This window comes from Flavihumibacter solisilvae (assembly GCF_000814475.1).
Lineage (GTDB): Bacteria > Bacteroidota > Bacteroidia > Chitinophagales > Chitinophagaceae > Flavihumibacter > Flavihumibacter solisilvae.
Window position 1 is genome coordinate 107,550 of record NZ_JSVC01000010.1, and the last position, 15,100, is coordinate 122,649.

The window sequence follows — 15,100 nt, forward strand, 5'->3', positions numbered from 1 at the left end:
GGGGCAAAGATAATGGAAGTAAAAGTTCTTATATCCTTAGGTGGCGGCCATTACATACAGCCATACAAACGGTGTCGCAAACAGCAGGGAGTCGAACCTGTCGAGGAATCCGCCGTGACCCGGCATAATATGACCGCTGTCTTTAACCCCGGCAAGGCGTTTCATTTTACTCTCAAGGATATCGCCGAATGTTCCCGCCACAGAAGAGATTGCCGCAATTATTGCCGCCTGTTGTGGGGAGAAGCCGGTGAAATGAGCAAGCAATGCCATTGCGCCGACTGCCAGGATAATGCCTCCGAGTGTACCCTCCCAGGTTTTTTTGGGAGAGATCTTCGTCAGTGGTGTTTTGCCGATTGCTGAACCCACGAGATAGGCCATGGTATCATTGATCCAGATCGAAAAGATAATGGCCAAAGGAAGATAGAAGCCGTTGTCGTGACGCATGCGAAGTGATATCAGCAGACCCCAGCTCAAAGAAATATATACGAGTCCCAATCCTGAGTACAGGATATTTTTCAATTCAATGCTTCTTGAAAAAAGCAGTTCCATAATCGGGAGAACGAAAAGGAATAAAAGGCCAAGCCACCAGCCCATTGCATGCAGAGAAAATTCTCCGCCGGTGAAATTTCCGGTGCGTGCCGCTCCGCCGGTGAAATAAAGCAGGAAACACCAACCGGCGATCATGACGCCGTACCGGTGAAATGGCGTGATGCCGGAATACGAGGGTACAAACCGGGAGACGAGTCGCTGGTACTCGATCCAGCAGCCGAAATGAATTACAGAGAAGAGGATGAGAAATGACCACTGATTCCACAGGAGGCCGATGCACATTACCGCCACAAATATCAGGGCGGTTGTGGCCCTTGTCCAGAATGTTTTCCAGTTAAATGCCATGCCTTAGCTATTGGTTAAATCTTCGTCTTTATCTTCCCTTGATGGGAGAATAAGTTCATCATCAGTATCATAGATCTCACCATAATGTGTATGCGAAATCCTGCGCATGTACCATACAAGTCCTGCAATTGCCACAATGCTGAAGATGATCAGTACCGGCTGCATTGCGGGTTCTTTATCAATATATGAGCTATCCCTGTACACATAGATCACCTGCAGTGCATTGTTTACGAAATGCGCGATGATGGAAGGCCAGATGCTACCGCTGTACCAGTAAATTGCGCCAAGCAGGATGCCCAGCAACGCACGGGGAAAGAAACCCAGGAATTGTCCATGAAACGCGGAAAACAACAATGCCGTGATCACGATGCCGAGCCATGGCCGATGGGTAATCTGGATGAACAGCCGCTGAAGTACACCCCTGAAAAAGAGTTCTTCGCAAATTGCGGGAAGCAGGGCAATCAGGACGAGCATTCCCGCCAGGTCTGCCAGGCTGTGCATTTCCAGCATCGCCTTCAGCAATCGGGATGCACTTTCTTCTGCTGCCCTCATACTCGTTTCGGCGGACTTGAGCCAGGAAGGGAATTGCAGGTCCTGGTTCAGGTGATTCAGCCAGGAGGCTGCAGGGAAAGCGATGATCATTAATATCAGTCCGAGCCAAAGGAACCTGGTGGGAACCGGTTTCTTCAGTCCCATATAATTAAAAGGCCGCTGATCGCTCAGGTAGGAAAACAAAAGTGCCGGAACCAGGAAAATGATAACGGATAATAGTCCCTGCAACAATTTTAACGCTGACAGTACACCAGGTTCTTCGAAGGACAACTGCTGCAATTGTTCCACACTTAAACCATAAACCTTTGATACTCCAAAGAATGCGATGAGTCCGAGTGACAGGTAAATGCCGAATGTCAGGCTTCCGAATATGACCAATTGTAACCATGCCGGCTTGAACTTCAGGTAGGTATTCATACTAAACAGGCTGTTTCTGCTGCTGCAAGATGCATTAAATATTGGTTCCTATCTTTGCATTTTTATTGAAAATTAAATAATTGATTATTGGTCAAGATTGGTCCCATAGAGCTTTCCGACTTCCCATTGCTGCTCGCGCCCATGGAAGATGTCAGCGATCCGCCTTTCCGGGCTGTATGTAAAGACAACGGCGCGGACATGATGTATACAGAGTTCATCAGCAGTGAAGGATTGATCCGGGATGCTATGAAAAGCAGGCAGAAACTGGACATCTTTGATTATGAACGCCCTATTGGCATCCAGATCTTCGGTGGCGATGAAGAGGCTATGGCCCTGAGTGCGCAGATCGTAGACGCGGTGAATCCTGACCTGCTGGACATCAATTTCGGGTGCCCGGTAAAAAAGGTGGTGACCAAAGGTGCCGGGGCTGCCGTGCTTAAAGATATTGACCTGATGGTGCGGCTGACAGCAGCCTGTGTACGGTCGACCAGGCTACCTGTAACGGTTAAAACGCGGCTCGGATGGGATACAGATTCCATCAATATCAGCGAGGTGGCGGAAAGACTCCAGGATACGGGGATCAAAGCGCTTTCCATCCACGGCCGTACGCGAAGCCAGCTTTATAAAGGCAATGCTGACTGGACGCATATCGCCAGGGTGAAAGAAAACCCGCGCATTAAGATCCCGATCTTTGGAAACGGTGATATTGATTCACCTGAGAAGGCGCTGGAATACAAGAATCGCTACGGCATTGACGGCATTATGATCGGCAGGGCTGCTATAGGCTACCCCTGGATATTCAATGAGGTCAAGCACTTTATGGCAACGGGTGAGCATTTACCGCCGCCTGATGTAGGCCAGCGCGTAGAGGTGATCCGGAAACACCTTCACAAAAGCATCGAATGGAAAGGCCTTGTTCCGGGCATCAACGAAATGCGGCGACATTATAACAACTACCTCAAAGGTTTACCTAATATCAAGGAATTCCGGCTAAAGCTGGTTACCCTGCGTTCAGTGGAAGAAATTGACGAAGTGCTCGACCAGATCAACACAGCATATACCGGCTTTACATTCGAAAGAAGGAAAATAGATATGGACAGCATGGCATACAGTTGCGGCTAAACTCAGCTTTCAATTGCCTTGATAACCATCGGGTCAAGGGGTTCGACTACAGTATCGAAGAAGTGGGTCAGCGTGCCGTCTTCACTCAAAAGGTATTTCGAAAAATTCCATCTTGGCTGGTTCTCACACCACCCATTTTTTTGGGGGTCGGACAACCAGGTGAATACAGGGTTTTGTCCTTCGCCGCGGGTAACTTTTGATTTTTTTGCAAGTGGAAAATCAACACCGTAATTGATCCTGCAGAACTGCGCGATCGATTCATCAGATCCTTTTTCCTGTTCCTTGAAATCGTTCGATGGAAACCCGATTATGGTAAGCCTTTCGCGATATGCTGCTGATAATTTCTGCAGTCCATCATATTGTGCAGTATAACCACAATCCGATGCTGTATTTACGACGAGCAGTTTCTTCCCTTTAAAATTCTCCAGGGGAATTTTCGATCCATCATTGAGCTGGATGTGCAGGTTATAAACCGGGGTTGCAGGCTTTCGGTTATTCACGTTTGACTGCGACCTTTTTTCAGAGCTCACAAGTTTTCCTGCCAATGAAACAACCGGATAAATAAGTTTCAGGATGCGTTGCCGGAGTGTTGGTGGATGTAAGACGGGTTCCATGTTACCTGATAATCTTTTTGAAGAGATTCAGCTTGCCTTTGAACGGAGGATATTTTATGGCCGGGTCAAACCAGGCAGGGGTCTTCATCACTGCTTTGCTATGCGAAAAACAATCGAATGATTTATTTCCATGGTATGCACCGATGCCGCTGTTTCCCCTGCCACCGAAAGGCAGGTGCGGGTTGGTAGCATGCCAGCTGGCATTATTGACGCACGCCCCGCCAGATGGAACCGCTGAGATCCAGGCTTGTTCTTTTTCTTTCGATTGCGTGAATACATAAAAAGCCAGGGGATCGGGGTTTGCCTGTATAGTGGATAATGCCTCATCCATATTGTCATAAGAAATGACGGGCAGGATGGGTCCGAAAATCTCATCTTTCATGATGGGACTGTCATGATCAACGCCTTCGATAAGCGTCGGTGCAATATATTTTTCATCGCGGTTTGTTTGTCCGCCGAAAAGAATATTTCCCTGCGACAAGTATGATTGCAAACGCTGAAATTGCCTGTCGTTGATTATTCTTCCATAGTTATAACTATTTGATGCGTCTTCCGTGTAGAAGCTGAGAATTGCCGACTTCAATGCATCGACCAGTTTGTCTTTGACGGAACTGTGCACCAGCAGATAATCCGGAGCAATGCACATTTGCCCGGCATTGGAAAACTTGGTGACCGCGATGCGTTTTGCCGCGACGGTAATATTGGCATCTGCTTCCACGACCACAGGACTTTTGCCACCAAGTTCAAGTGTTACCGGCACAAGTTTCGAGGCGGCCAGTTCGTAAATAATTTTGCCGACTGCAGTTCCACCAGTAAAGAAAACATGGTCGAAGCGGAAGCTCTTCATCATTCCGGGAATCACTTCTGCGCCTTCGCCCCCGACATACAACACTTCACTTTCGTCAAATGCCTCACTGATCATTTCTCTCATTACGGCCGCTGTTGCAGGTGCATGTTCACTGGGTTTCAAGACGACGGAATTCCCCGCAGCAAGTGCACCGGCGAGTGGAGAAATCAATAACTGGAAAGGATAGTTCCAGGGCGCCACAATCAATACCACACCAAGCGGTTCCTTATGAATATGACTCACCGAGGGAAGATTCAGCAGGTTGGTGCCAACTCTTTTTGGTCGCATCCACGACTTCAGGTGTTTCAGGATGTGATTGATTTCGGCAATTACGAAACCCGTTTCGGTTACCCACGCTTCTTCAGGGCTTTTGTGCAGGTCAGCATAAAGCGCCTGTTGCAGTTCATTTTCATATTTGAGCACTAAGTCCCGGAGACGTTGTAATCGTTGTTTCCTGTCCTCATACGACCTGTTTTTGCCGGACTGGAAAACTGAACGCATTGCAGACAGCTGGTTGGCCAAGCCCGCGTGGATCCCGTTTTCATTGTGTATGGCAGCAGAAGATGTGAGCATAGCCTGGTTTAGAGTATACAAGGTAAGGAATGATTATTTTCGCTGGCGATGAATGATGAATTTTATATGCAGCATGCGCTGCGGGAGGCGGAAAAGGCTTATGCCAATGGCGAAGTGCCAGTTGGCGCAATTGTGGTTATCCGGGACCGGATCATTGCACGCGGACATAACCAGGTCGAAAAGCTTAACGATCCGACAGCCCATGCGGAGATCATCGCGCTTACCTCGGCATTCAATTACCTGGGGGCAAAGTACCTGCCTGATGCCACCTTGTATGTAACAGTTGAGCCCTGCCTCATGTGTACCGGGGCAATGTACTGGAGCAAACTGGGAAGGATCGTTTGGGGTACCGATGATGAAAAGAATGGCCATGCCCGGATCACGGGAGCGAACTGGCCGTTTCACCCAAAGACTATCGTGGAAAAGGGAATCCTGGCTGATGACTGCGCCGCATTAATGAAAGCTTTTTTCAGGGAAAGACGATGAGGGAGTGAATGTGCGAACATTAACAAACCGTTATTAATCCCCGGTGCACTTTCGTGGTCTAGGGTTGGTAAACATCAGACCAAATGAAAAGAATCATACTAATAGCATTACCACTTTTGTTCCTGCTGGCGTCATGCCGGAGGGAGGACGTAAGGCCGGGCGAACAGATCGATGAATCATACTGGCTAAACCAGGAGCGGGGCGTTGTTGCCTACAGCGACTATACTTGTGACTATTTTATCATTGAAACATTTAACGGGTTTACAGTAATGAGAAGCTGGGGAGGTTTTACTCCCTTGCGGGGATCCGTACTCTATGGCAGCTTCAGCCGGATTGGAAACCGGACATTTTACAACAGGTCTGAGGGTTACCTGGTACAGGGAGACGTCCGGGATTACTGGTTGTCGTATTACGAAGCAATTGACCAGATGGACTGGTATTGTTCCGATGGATATTAGAAATTGAAATGTAAAAACCCAAAATAAAAATGGTTGCCCGGGTAAGGCAACCATTTTTTTATCATTCACCAATCTGATTGATTACTGATCCCACCAGAGTCGCGATGTAACATCGTCAACCTGGGGTGTATTGGCGCCATTGCGGCTGGTTTCAACTGAGGGGTACACCAGTCTCCTGACGAAGGCTGATGTCACTGCGCCCACCGGCATTTTGAAATCGGTATAGTCATAGTCAATACGACGGGCATCATTCCATGTTTCCGGGCTTAAGAACAATGCTTTATATTTTTCTTCCATGATCCGCTGGAGGGTAAGTCCAGCTTCCCCGACTGCAACCACAGCGCTGGCCAGGTAGGCATCCCGATCTGCGGCGCTTACGCCTAAACGGTCGAAGTTTGCAGCAATACCTGCGAGGTACGCGTTGTATGCCCTTGTAAGGTCATTGGCCCTGAATGCGGCTTCTGCTTCAATAAATTTCACTTCTTCATAAGTAATGATCTGGATCGGGGAATTGTCACCGGAATAATAGCCACCGATCTTCAGGTAACTTTCTTCTTTGTTTGTACCAGTTCCTACGCGACCCTGCCCGTTTCGTGTTCCCCTGTAGTCACCGAATTGTGTAAGCGAGGCTATTTTGTCGATTCTCTTATCAGTTATGCCAAAAGTGGTACCGTCCATAGCATCAACCGAGTGTTCCGACAACCATCCACCAAGCAGGTTGCTGGCATTATCGAGAGCTGTCTGGGCCCAGGGGTTGCGGGTGCTGAATGTGGTAATTGCAGCATCATCGGAAATGGAAGCATAAGAGGCTTCTACTTCACTGAGTATGGCAGCTGAAGAATATTGCGCTGTTTTGCTCAACCTGTTCATCATGCGTGCCTTTAATGCATGTGCAGTCTTTACCCATTTTTCAACATTCCCCTTATGGATAAGATCAGAATTATCAGTGGGCAGATTAATGGTTGATCCTTCTTTTTGCAACAGGGTTATTCCTTCATCAAGGTAATTCATGACATCCTGGTAGATCGCCTGTGCATCATCATATTCGGGCCTGATAAATTCACCTGTGAATGCCTGTTCAAAAGGCGCAGATCCCCATAAGTCATGCAACTGGATAAGGTCCATGGCCTGCAGCACCCTTGCCGCACCCTGGTATTGCGTGGCGCCTCTTTCCCCGCTGAATTTGTAGAGGTCATAAGCATCACTCAGGTTGTCATATAAGTTCGACCAGGTGTTGCTTGCATCGATGGGTTCATAGATGTCAGTTGCCGATCCCTCTGTAGATGAAGCAAGGTATTGCACATAATACGAGGTTGTGTTTGAAACACGATACACATTCAATGCTGCATCGTAGGTAACGTTGGCCAATAACCCGTTTAAAGGCGGTGTTGTCGCCTGGTTTGGATTGGTGTTTATGTCAAGATATTTCTTGCATGATGACAAGCCAAGCACAACTCCTGTCACCAGCATCACTTTATTTAGACTTTTCATAATTTCTCAGATTAAAAGTTGAGATTCAATGTGACCAGATAACTACGTGTGGCGGGATAGGTAAATCCGCTGAATCCATCCTGGTTGCTGGCAGCATTAAAACTGGAGCTTTCAGGATCGAAGCCATTGTAGTTGGTAATTATCCAAAGGTTGTTGCCTGTAAGGGAGATTGATGCGCCCTGCACGAAAGACTTTTTCAACAAGGCTTTAGTGAAATTATATGTCAGGCTAACGTTCCTCAATCGTACCCACGAAGCATCCTGTACGAAGTTTTCGGCGATGCCCCTGTAAACGTTGCGATAATAACCACCTGTTGTGCCATATTGGCGACCGTCAGGTCCTTGTCCCTGGCCAAGCCAAACCAATTGTGTATTAGGTTGACCATCGGCAGTAACACCTTTAAATACCATTGACTCTTCCCTGTTCAGTGTATATGAGGCTATTCCAAATGCTGCCATGAAATTGTCCAACTGGTTAAAGCGGTCCATGCCCTGCTGCGTATCAAACAGGAATGAAAGGTTGAAATTTTTATAGGTCAGGCTATTACTGATTCCACCAATCCATTTTGGCTGTGAGTTTCCGAGGAGGCGTTGTGTAAGGTCGCGCTCAGGAAATCCAGCGTTATTTCCAGTTGTGAGGATAACCAGCGGCAGATCAGTTGCTACATGCACGCCGTCGTCTGTTTTATCATCATAATATCTCCTGTATGATGTTCCGTAAAGATTTCCCACGGCAAATCCGGGCACATACTTTTGCGTAACGGAAGATCCTGAATAGCCGAACTGGCTACCCATTACGATCTCTTCCAGTCCATCGCGCAGTGAAATAACTTTATTCCTGTTGCGTGAATAGTTTACACTCACGTCCCAGCGGAAATCCCTTGTCTGTACCGGGTTTGCTGTCAGTCCGAGTTCAATCCCTTTGTTCTCCAGTTCGCCGGAGTTGAGGATAAACTCAGTGTATCCTGTAGCAGGTGAAACAGAAACAGGAATCACCTGGTCGGTGCTATTAAGTTTGTACCAGGTAAACTCAAGTCCAAGCCTGTTATTCAGGAAACGCAGGTCTGTACCGATCTCCAATGTTTTGGTTTTTTCCGGCACGAGGTTGATATCACCGCGAGAATCAGACCTGGTCCACAACACCTGCCCGTTGTTCTGCAACACTGATGTACCATAATACGAGTTGGTACGATACGGCGTGGTGCCTTTACCAATTTCAGATAATGAGGCCCGGACTTTTCCGAATGTCATCCAGGAAGGCATGGTGAACATGTCGCTGAATACATAAGAGAGACTTACAGACGGATAGAAGAAACTATTTTTCCCATGTTGCAGGGTAGACGTCCATTCGTTACGGGCTGTTACAGTTAAGAAGAGGAAGTTGTCATAGCTCAAGGTGGCATCGCCGAAAACACTCACCAATCTTGATTGAGATAAGTACTCGGAGTTTGTCCTGTTCTTGGTATTGTTCAGTGTCAGCAGGTTGGGAATATCCAGCTCCTGTCCGTCGGCAACGAGTGAATGACTTTTATAATCCTGCACATCGTGACCAGCACGAATAACAGTAGAAAACTTACTGGTCCAGTCATTGCTTGCAGTGAGGATCAGGTTGGAGTTGATAATCCTGTTGCCGATGCGCTGTTCATTTACAAAACCAAGCCCGTTATCTTCATACGGCACTTCCCCTTCAACCCCGATCGGGCCGGGAGCCGTATACCTCCTGAAATCGCTGTAGTAATCGATACCAAGACGATAGTCCACATTCAACCATTTTATCGGTTTGTAGCTAAGCAGGCCATTTGCAATAATCCGGTTAACATTATCGCGTAGTTTATTAGTTGCAGTACCATAAATCGGGTTGTTGTTACCGCCATGACTGATCATGGTGCCATCAGGATTCATGTAATCCTTCACATTCCACCGGGGAGACCAGTATGTAAGACTTTCATTATACCGGTCTGCATTTGCCCTGTAACCACCTGAGTTGATATAGTTTATTGTGGGGCTGAATTGCAGTTTATCACTGAATTTAAATTTCCCATTCAGTCTCACACTGATATTCTTATAATCAGTATTTGGAATAGTGCCTTCCTGCTTAAAGTAGGAGATGCTGGATGAAAGCAAAGCAGCTTCTGTTCCACCGGACATATTCACACTTGCGCGAAACTGGTTGCCCTGCTGGTAACCCTGTTTATAGTGGTGGTAAATACGGTCAGGGTGTGTAGGATCAATTGCTTTGGCAGCTTCTGTTGTAGAACCCCATGAAGGCCAGAAGCTTTCCGGATCATAAACGCCACCTGTTCCCTGGGAGTAGGTCCTTTGCACGTCAGGGAACATATTCACTTCATCAATTCCATAGGAAGTAGTGAAGCCGACGCGCATTTTACCTGCTTTGGCTGATTTGGTAGTAATCACAACCACACCGTTCGAACCCAGTGATCCATACAGCGCAGTAGCGGCGCCACCCTTGAGAACGGACATCGTTTCAATATCATCAGGATTGATATCGGCAATCCTGTTTGACATTCCCCTGAGTTCTGACTGGTTACTGCTGCTCACAGATGTGGAGTTGTCGATAACGATACCATCAATCACAAAAAGCGGTTGGTTATTTGCGGTGGGATCGAGGGAATTGATACCACGGATGATGATCCTTGCTCCCTGGCCTGGTGCACCGCCACCGCTGTTAATCTGAACGCCTGCAAGTTTACCCTGCATTGCGTTGATAACGTTTGGCTGACGTGCGTTAACAAGTGACTCCCCTTTTACTTCCTGGGCGGAGTAACCAAGGGCACGCTTTTCCTTCTTCACGCCGAAAGCGGTCACGATCACTTCTTCCATATTATCGCCTTCAGCCAAAGTGACATTGAAGACCGAATTGCTGCCTACGCGTATTTCCTGTTGCCGGAAACCTGTTGATGAAATTACAAGGGTGGAGTTGGTGCCAGGTACTGAAATACTGAAGTTCCCGTTGGCATCGGTACTTGTTCCCCTCGGACTTCCTTTAAGCAACACGGAAGCAGAGGGAACCGGCTCTCCTTTCGAATTGGCCACCCGGCCGGTCACCTGCCGGTCCTGGGATAAACCTACCAGTGGTATGCACATTGATGCAAAGAGGCATACCATGAGCAGTAGTTTTCTCATGATCTTGATTTAAGTAGTTAGAATTAGTTGATTACGAAATATACTGCATTAATCCGGCAGATTCACGCATTCTTTGCAAGTTTCTGCAACATTTTTATGAGTTGCGGGTTAGTATGATGAATTTTTGCGCAATGAGGCAATGCCGTTAAATTTGCTACTCCTTCGCAATTGACCGTTTATTTTTTGAACCAATATAAATTCTGTTCTTATGGCATTCACACTTCCCGCGCTTCCATATGCTCCTGATGCACTGGAACCGCATTTTGACACATTGACAATGCAGATCCATCATGGAAAGCACCATCAGGCGTATGTTGACAATCTGAATAAAGCGATAGCAGGCACACCGAATGAAAATAAGTCCATCGAAGAGCTACTGGCATCTGCTGGAACTATTTCTCCGGCGGTAAGGAACAACGGTGGCGGTCATTGGAACCACACTTTTTTCTGGGAAAGCCTTGCAGCTAATGCTGGAGGCCAGCCTGGCGGAGCATTGGGCGATGCCATCAAAAGCACATTCGGATCCTTTGATGCATTTAAGGAGAAATTTGCCAATGCAGGTATGACAAGGTTTGGCAGCGGCTGGGCGTGGCTGTTAGTAAAGGATGGTAAGCTTGAAGTTAGTTCAACGCCGAACCAGGACAACCCGCTGATGGATGTGGCAGAAGTGAAAGGGACACCGGTTTTGGGTGTGGATGTATGGGAACATGCCTATTACCTGAAATACCAGAACCGCAGGGCTGAGTATCTTGCTGCATTCTGGAACGTTATCGATTGGAAGAAGATCGAAGACAGGTTCTCAAAAGTTTCGAAATAATCTGCAAGCATTATCTTTATACGATCCCGCCGACCCGCGGGATCGTTGTTTTAAAACTATACCATGAAAAAGATCCTGATCGCAGCTGCAGCCGTTGCAGCATTTGCTGCCTGTTCCACTCCGCCTCAAAAAAAGGTAGTTGTCATGTCGAGTGGAAAAATGGTGGTAACCGGTGACGCCATTAAACTGGAACCGGGAACGCAGCACAACGAAGAAACTATTACTGTGAACGGTGATAAGATCACGGTGAACAGTCCATCCGGTGCAAAAGAATACCCGGTTACTGAACCTGGCAGTTGGTTGCTGAATCTCAAGAACGATACCCTGATCGGAAGTTATCAGTCATTTGGCGAGGCCGGATCACGCGAAGGCCGGATTTCGCAGGAGCAGATGCAGGAAAGAATGGATAGCCTGAGCCAGCTTATGACCGGCAGCAATGTAAGTGCAGCAAAAAGGAATTATTTTCTTGCACCCGGCGACTTCAAGAAAATCACTTCCGCAGAGAATGCAATAATTGTGGGACCGTTTAAAGGCATGCCTGCTTCACTTGAGCCGGACAAGAACGGGCAGGTTCCGGAAGTTTACAAGTTCATCACCAATAAGGATGCGAGGGAGACACTGAGTAGAATAGAGAAGATGTTGAAAGAGGGATGATCTACGGCACCGGATCATGCCCGCTTCCGCCCCAGGGATGGCAGCGGCTGATGCGACGGATAGTAAGCCAGAGCCCTTTGAACAATCCATGTTTTTTTAGTGCTTCGAGCCCGTATTGCGAGCAGGATGGTGTGAACCTGCATTTCGGACCAATCAGTGGTGAGATGGTCCACTGGTAAATTCTTATCAGGGCAATAAAGGGAGAGATCAATATGGTTTTAAGCCAATTCATGCTGTGCCGGAAATCTGCTTTTGAACACGGGTAAGGGCATTTGCAATTGCAACCTGGCATTCTTCAAACCGGGGAAGAGATTTGCCGGTAAAAACAAAAAAGAGATCCAGGTTCTTATCATTCGTGCTCATGGCCTGAGCAAGTGCGTGTTTCTGCAAACGGTAGGCTTCCCTTGTCAGTCTTTTAATACGGTTACGATCCACTGCTTTTTTAAAGTAACGTTTACCAACACCCACACCAAACAGGGTCTTTGGAAAATTGGCTGCTGCAGGAACTGCGGGCAGTTCATTTAACCGGAAGTAAACCCGGTACGGAAAAACAGAAATGCTTTTCCCGGTCCGAAAAATTTCATCAATCGCACTGCGGTGCCTGAGCCTTTCCTGTTTGCCTAATGAGTTGCTGATAAAAGCCGATTAATTGGAATGTAAATAAACAAAATTAGCTCCGTTCCGGTAATCCCGTTACGGAGCTAATCAGCTATATCTAAGTCCCGCTTCTGCGGAATCAGTTACTTGAGTTTGCTTTCAGAAGAAACAGTCAGTTTCTTACGGCCCTTCGCGCGACGGCTTGCCAGAACTTTACGGCCATTAGCAGTTTGCATGCGCTTGCGAAAACCGTGAACGGTTTTACGACGACGACGGTGTGGTTGAAATGTTCTTTTCATTTTACAGTTTTTTACTAACCAAAAAAATATCCGCCTGTGGAGAGCCAGGCTTCTGATTTCCAATCACATCGGGCCACCATACCCAACTGTGTCGTGAAAGGGACGGCAAAGGTAGGATTATTTTTTTATAATTCCACCTGTTCAGCATTAACCGGGGCGCCAAAGAATTTGGTTGCCTGCCGTTCGAAGTTGCCCGGATCGTCGGTAGTACAAAAGCGGCGTTTCCCCGTTGCGGAAAGCCTTCCCTGGATTTCGGGGTGGCGCTGGAGGTATTCCTGTAAGCTTGCTGCCACAATTTCGCCCTGCGACAGCACTTCAACCCCGGCCGGAAGATGCTTTCGGATCTTTTCCGCCAGCAGCGGGTAGTGGGTACAGGCCAGCAGCACAGTGTCGATCTTTTCGTCACTCGACAGGAGTTCGCGGATATTTTTTTCAATAAAATAATCTGCTCCCGCCTGGTCGTGTTCGCCATTTTCCACGAGGGGAACCCACATCGGGCAGGCTTCCTGGTAAACTTCCACTTCAGGAAAGAACTTTTCAATCTCGATCCTGTATGACCCGGATGCGACGGTTCCGGCCGTAGCCAGGATCCCCACTTTATTGGTCCGGGAATAGTTTCCAATAACTTCTGTAGTGGGCCGGATCACGCCAAGCACCCGCCTGTCGGGTGCCAGTGTGGGAAGGTCATTCTGCTGAATGGAGCGGAGAGCCTTGGCTGAAGCAGTGTTACATGCCAGCACTACAAGCGGGCATCCTTGTGCGAAAAACCACTTTACTGCTTCAAGCGTATACCGGTAAACTGTTTCAAAGCTTCGCGTACCATATGGTGAACGGGCATTGTCGCCGAGATACAGGTAATCGTATCCTGGTAATTCGCGGACGATCTCCTTCATTACGGTCAGTCCGCCGTAACCGGAATCAAACACGCCGATAGGCGCATAGTCATTTTTACTGTTGGACATAACTGCTGGCTGGTATAAATATAACAAACGCCGGGATGCTATCCCGGCGTTCATACAGAGCCTATGAAAAGTATTTTACTTAAGTCCGAGTTTCTTCTTAACCAGGGGAAGCAGATCGTCTGCCGGGGGAGAAACGATCATGTACTCTTTAGGAAACACATGAGTGTAACCGCTTTCTTTTGCAACTGCAGTAACTGCGTCCATTGCTTTCTTCTGGATAGGACCGCTAAGATCTTCCTGCTTCTTTTGCAGTTCCTGCTGGATACGCTGCTCTTCACCCTGCAGTTCCTGCAGTTTCTTCTGAAGGTCCTGACGCTTTACTGATTTAACAGCTTCGGTCATTTTGGAAGAGTCTGTATTGAATTTCTGAATTGCTTCGTTAAGTGCATTTTCTTTGTCCTGTGCACTTTGAATCAGTGCATCTCTGAACTGGGAAAGGACTGAGTCTGCTTTCTTAGCCTCGGGCATAGAAGCCACGATTTCATTAAAGCTGATATAACCAATTTTGGTCTGTGCCTTCACTGTGCTGCTAACCATCACCAGCGCCATCGCTACCATGAGGAATGATAAAACTTTTTTCATGCGATTTTTTGTTACTTAAAAGTTGTTTTAGTTTGGTTTTTAGTTGTCTTTAAAAAACGCTTTAAATCTTATTTAACACCCAATTCCCTCAACACGTCTTCACTCTTGTCAAGCTTGGGGTCGGCAAATATAACAGTAATTCCTTCACTTTTATCCAAAATAAAGTCATACATCTTGGCCACCGCAATTTTTTGAATTGCCGTATAAACCTTATCCTGTATGGGTTTCACGAGTTCCTGTCTTTTCTTGAACAGGTCACCTTCGAAGCCAAAGCGTTTCCTCTGAAGCTCACGAACTTCCTTCTCTCTTACAAAAATTTCATCCTCCCGTTTTTTCCGAAGTTCGTCACTCAGCATAACCTGTTCAGCTTCATAGTCTTTATACATTTTATCGAGAGCTGCCTGCTTTGCGTCGATCTCTTTCTGCCATTGCTCACTGAATTTGTCAAGGTTTGCCTGGGCATCCCTGTATTCCGGCATTTTGTCCAGGATGAATTTGGTATCGACTACGGCATACCGCTGGGCCTGAACAGCCATTGCTGTTGCTATAAAAAAACAGAGCGTAATTGCTAATCTTTTCATGAGCATGTATT

Annotated in this window: 17 protein-coding genes; 5 read left to right on the plus strand and 12 right to left on the minus strand. The window is 47.3% G+C overall.

Going from position 1 to position 15,100, the window contains the following annotated elements:
- Positions 1-36 precede the first annotated feature (36 nt).
- Entirely contained in the window at positions 37-894 is an 858-nt protein-coding gene (locus OI18_RS09810) for a phosphatidate cytidylyltransferase (RefSeq protein WP_039139453.1), read from the minus strand.
- 3 nt (positions 895-897) lie between these two features.
- The gene (locus OI18_RS23745) at positions 898-1,863 is read right to left on the minus strand and encodes a CPBP family intramembrane glutamic endopeptidase (RefSeq protein WP_052273051.1); all 966 of its coding nucleotides are present in this window, start codon (positions 1,861-1,863) and stop codon (positions 898-900) included.
- 87 nt (positions 1,864-1,950) lie between these two features.
- Between OI18_RS23745 and dusB the strand changes: the two genes are divergently transcribed.
- A complete protein-coding gene (dusB, locus tag OI18_RS09820) occupies positions 1,951-2,985 on the plus strand; it encodes a tRNA dihydrouridine synthase DusB (protein WP_039139455.1) in 1,035 nt (344 codons plus the stop codon).
- A 2-nt stretch (positions 2,986-2,987) separates the two neighbouring features.
- Here dusB and OI18_RS09825 read toward each other — a convergent pair whose 3' ends face one another.
- Both OI18_RS09825 and OI18_RS09830 read right to left on the minus strand, forming a co-directional pair.
- Positions 2,988-3,599: a glutathione peroxidase gene (locus tag OI18_RS09825; RefSeq protein ID WP_039139458.1), complete on the minus strand. Its 612-nt coding sequence runs from the start codon at positions 3,597-3,599 to the stop codon at positions 2,988-2,990.
- Position 3,600: 1 nt separating this feature from the next.
- Entirely contained in the window at positions 3,601-5,019 is a 1,419-nt protein-coding gene (locus OI18_RS09830; RefSeq protein WP_052273052.1) for an aldehyde dehydrogenase, read from the minus strand.
- A gap of 48 nt (positions 5,020-5,067) precedes the next feature.
- Here OI18_RS09830 and OI18_RS09835 point away from each other — a divergent pair, with 48 nt between their 5' ends.
- Together OI18_RS09835 and OI18_RS09840 are read left to right on the plus strand one after the other, a co-directional pair.
- Entirely contained in the window at positions 5,068-5,505 is a 438-nt protein-coding gene (locus tag OI18_RS09835; protein ID WP_039139460.1) for a nucleoside deaminase, read from the plus strand.
- An 83-nt stretch (positions 5,506-5,588) separates the two neighbouring features.
- A complete protein-coding gene (locus tag OI18_RS09840) occupies positions 5,589-5,963 on the plus strand; it encodes a hypothetical protein (protein ID WP_152616780.1) in 375 nt (124 codons plus the stop codon).
- Positions 5,964-6,044: 81 nt separating this feature from the next.
- Here OI18_RS09840 and OI18_RS09845 read toward each other — a convergent pair whose 3' ends face one another.
- Both OI18_RS09845 and OI18_RS09850 read right to left on the minus strand, forming a co-directional pair.
- The gene (locus OI18_RS09845; protein WP_039139464.1) at positions 6,045-7,454 is read right to left on the minus strand and encodes a SusD/RagB family nutrient-binding outer membrane lipoprotein; all 1,410 of its coding nucleotides are present in this window, start codon (positions 7,452-7,454) and stop codon (positions 6,045-6,047) included.
- A gap of 11 nt (positions 7,455-7,465) precedes the next feature.
- Positions 7,466-10,597 carry a SusC/RagA family TonB-linked outer membrane protein gene (locus OI18_RS09850; RefSeq protein ID WP_039139465.1) on the minus strand — a complete coding sequence of 1,044 codons (3,132 nt, stop codon included), beginning with the start codon at positions 10,595-10,597 and terminating at the stop codon, positions 7,466-7,468.
- Positions 10,598-10,805: 208 nt separating this feature from the next.
- Here OI18_RS09850 and OI18_RS09855 point away from each other — a divergent pair, with 208 nt between their 5' ends.
- Entirely contained in the window at positions 10,806-11,414 is a 609-nt protein-coding gene (locus tag OI18_RS09855) for a superoxide dismutase (protein WP_039139467.1), read from the plus strand.
- Positions 11,415-11,477: 63 nt separating this feature from the next.
- Entirely contained in the window at positions 11,478-12,068 is a 591-nt protein-coding gene (locus OI18_RS09860; protein WP_039139469.1) for a hypothetical protein, read from the plus strand.
- Position 12,069: 1 nt separating this feature from the next.
- Here the strand turns inward: OI18_RS09860 and yidD are convergent, their stop codons facing one another.
- The 6 genes from yidD to OI18_RS09885 form a co-directional block, all read right to left on the minus strand.
- Entirely contained in the window at positions 12,070-12,300 is a 231-nt protein-coding gene (gene yidD / locus OI18_RS09865) for a membrane protein insertion efficiency factor YidD (protein WP_039139471.1), read from the minus strand.
- Positions 12,297-12,704, minus strand: coding sequence for a ribonuclease P protein component (gene rnpA / locus OI18_RS24205; protein WP_039139472.1), 408 nt, complete (start codon positions 12,702-12,704; stop codon positions 12,297-12,299). Before rnpA ends, yidD begins: the two co-directional genes overlap by 4 nt.
- A 104-nt stretch (positions 12,705-12,808) precedes the next feature.
- Complete coding sequence (rpmH, locus tag OI18_RS24210) at positions 12,809-12,964, minus strand: 50S ribosomal protein L34 (protein ID WP_072038984.1); 156 nt, start codon at positions 12,962-12,964, stop codon at positions 12,809-12,811.
- Between the two features lie 125 nt (positions 12,965-13,089).
- Positions 13,090-13,926: a glutamate racemase gene (gene murI / locus OI18_RS09875; protein WP_039139474.1), complete on the minus strand. Its 837-nt coding sequence runs from the start codon at positions 13,924-13,926 to the stop codon at positions 13,090-13,092.
- Positions 13,927-14,001: 75 nt separating this feature from the next.
- On the minus strand, positions 14,002-14,508 hold the full coding sequence (locus OI18_RS09880; protein ID WP_039139476.1) for an OmpH/Skp family outer membrane protein: 507 nt from the start codon (positions 14,506-14,508) through the stop codon (positions 14,002-14,004).
- A gap of 68 nt (positions 14,509-14,576) precedes the next feature.
- Complete coding sequence (locus OI18_RS09885) at positions 14,577-15,089, minus strand: OmpH/Skp family outer membrane protein (protein ID WP_039139616.1); 513 nt, start codon at positions 15,087-15,089, stop codon at positions 14,577-14,579.
- Between the last annotated feature and the right edge of the window lie 11 nt (positions 15,090-15,100).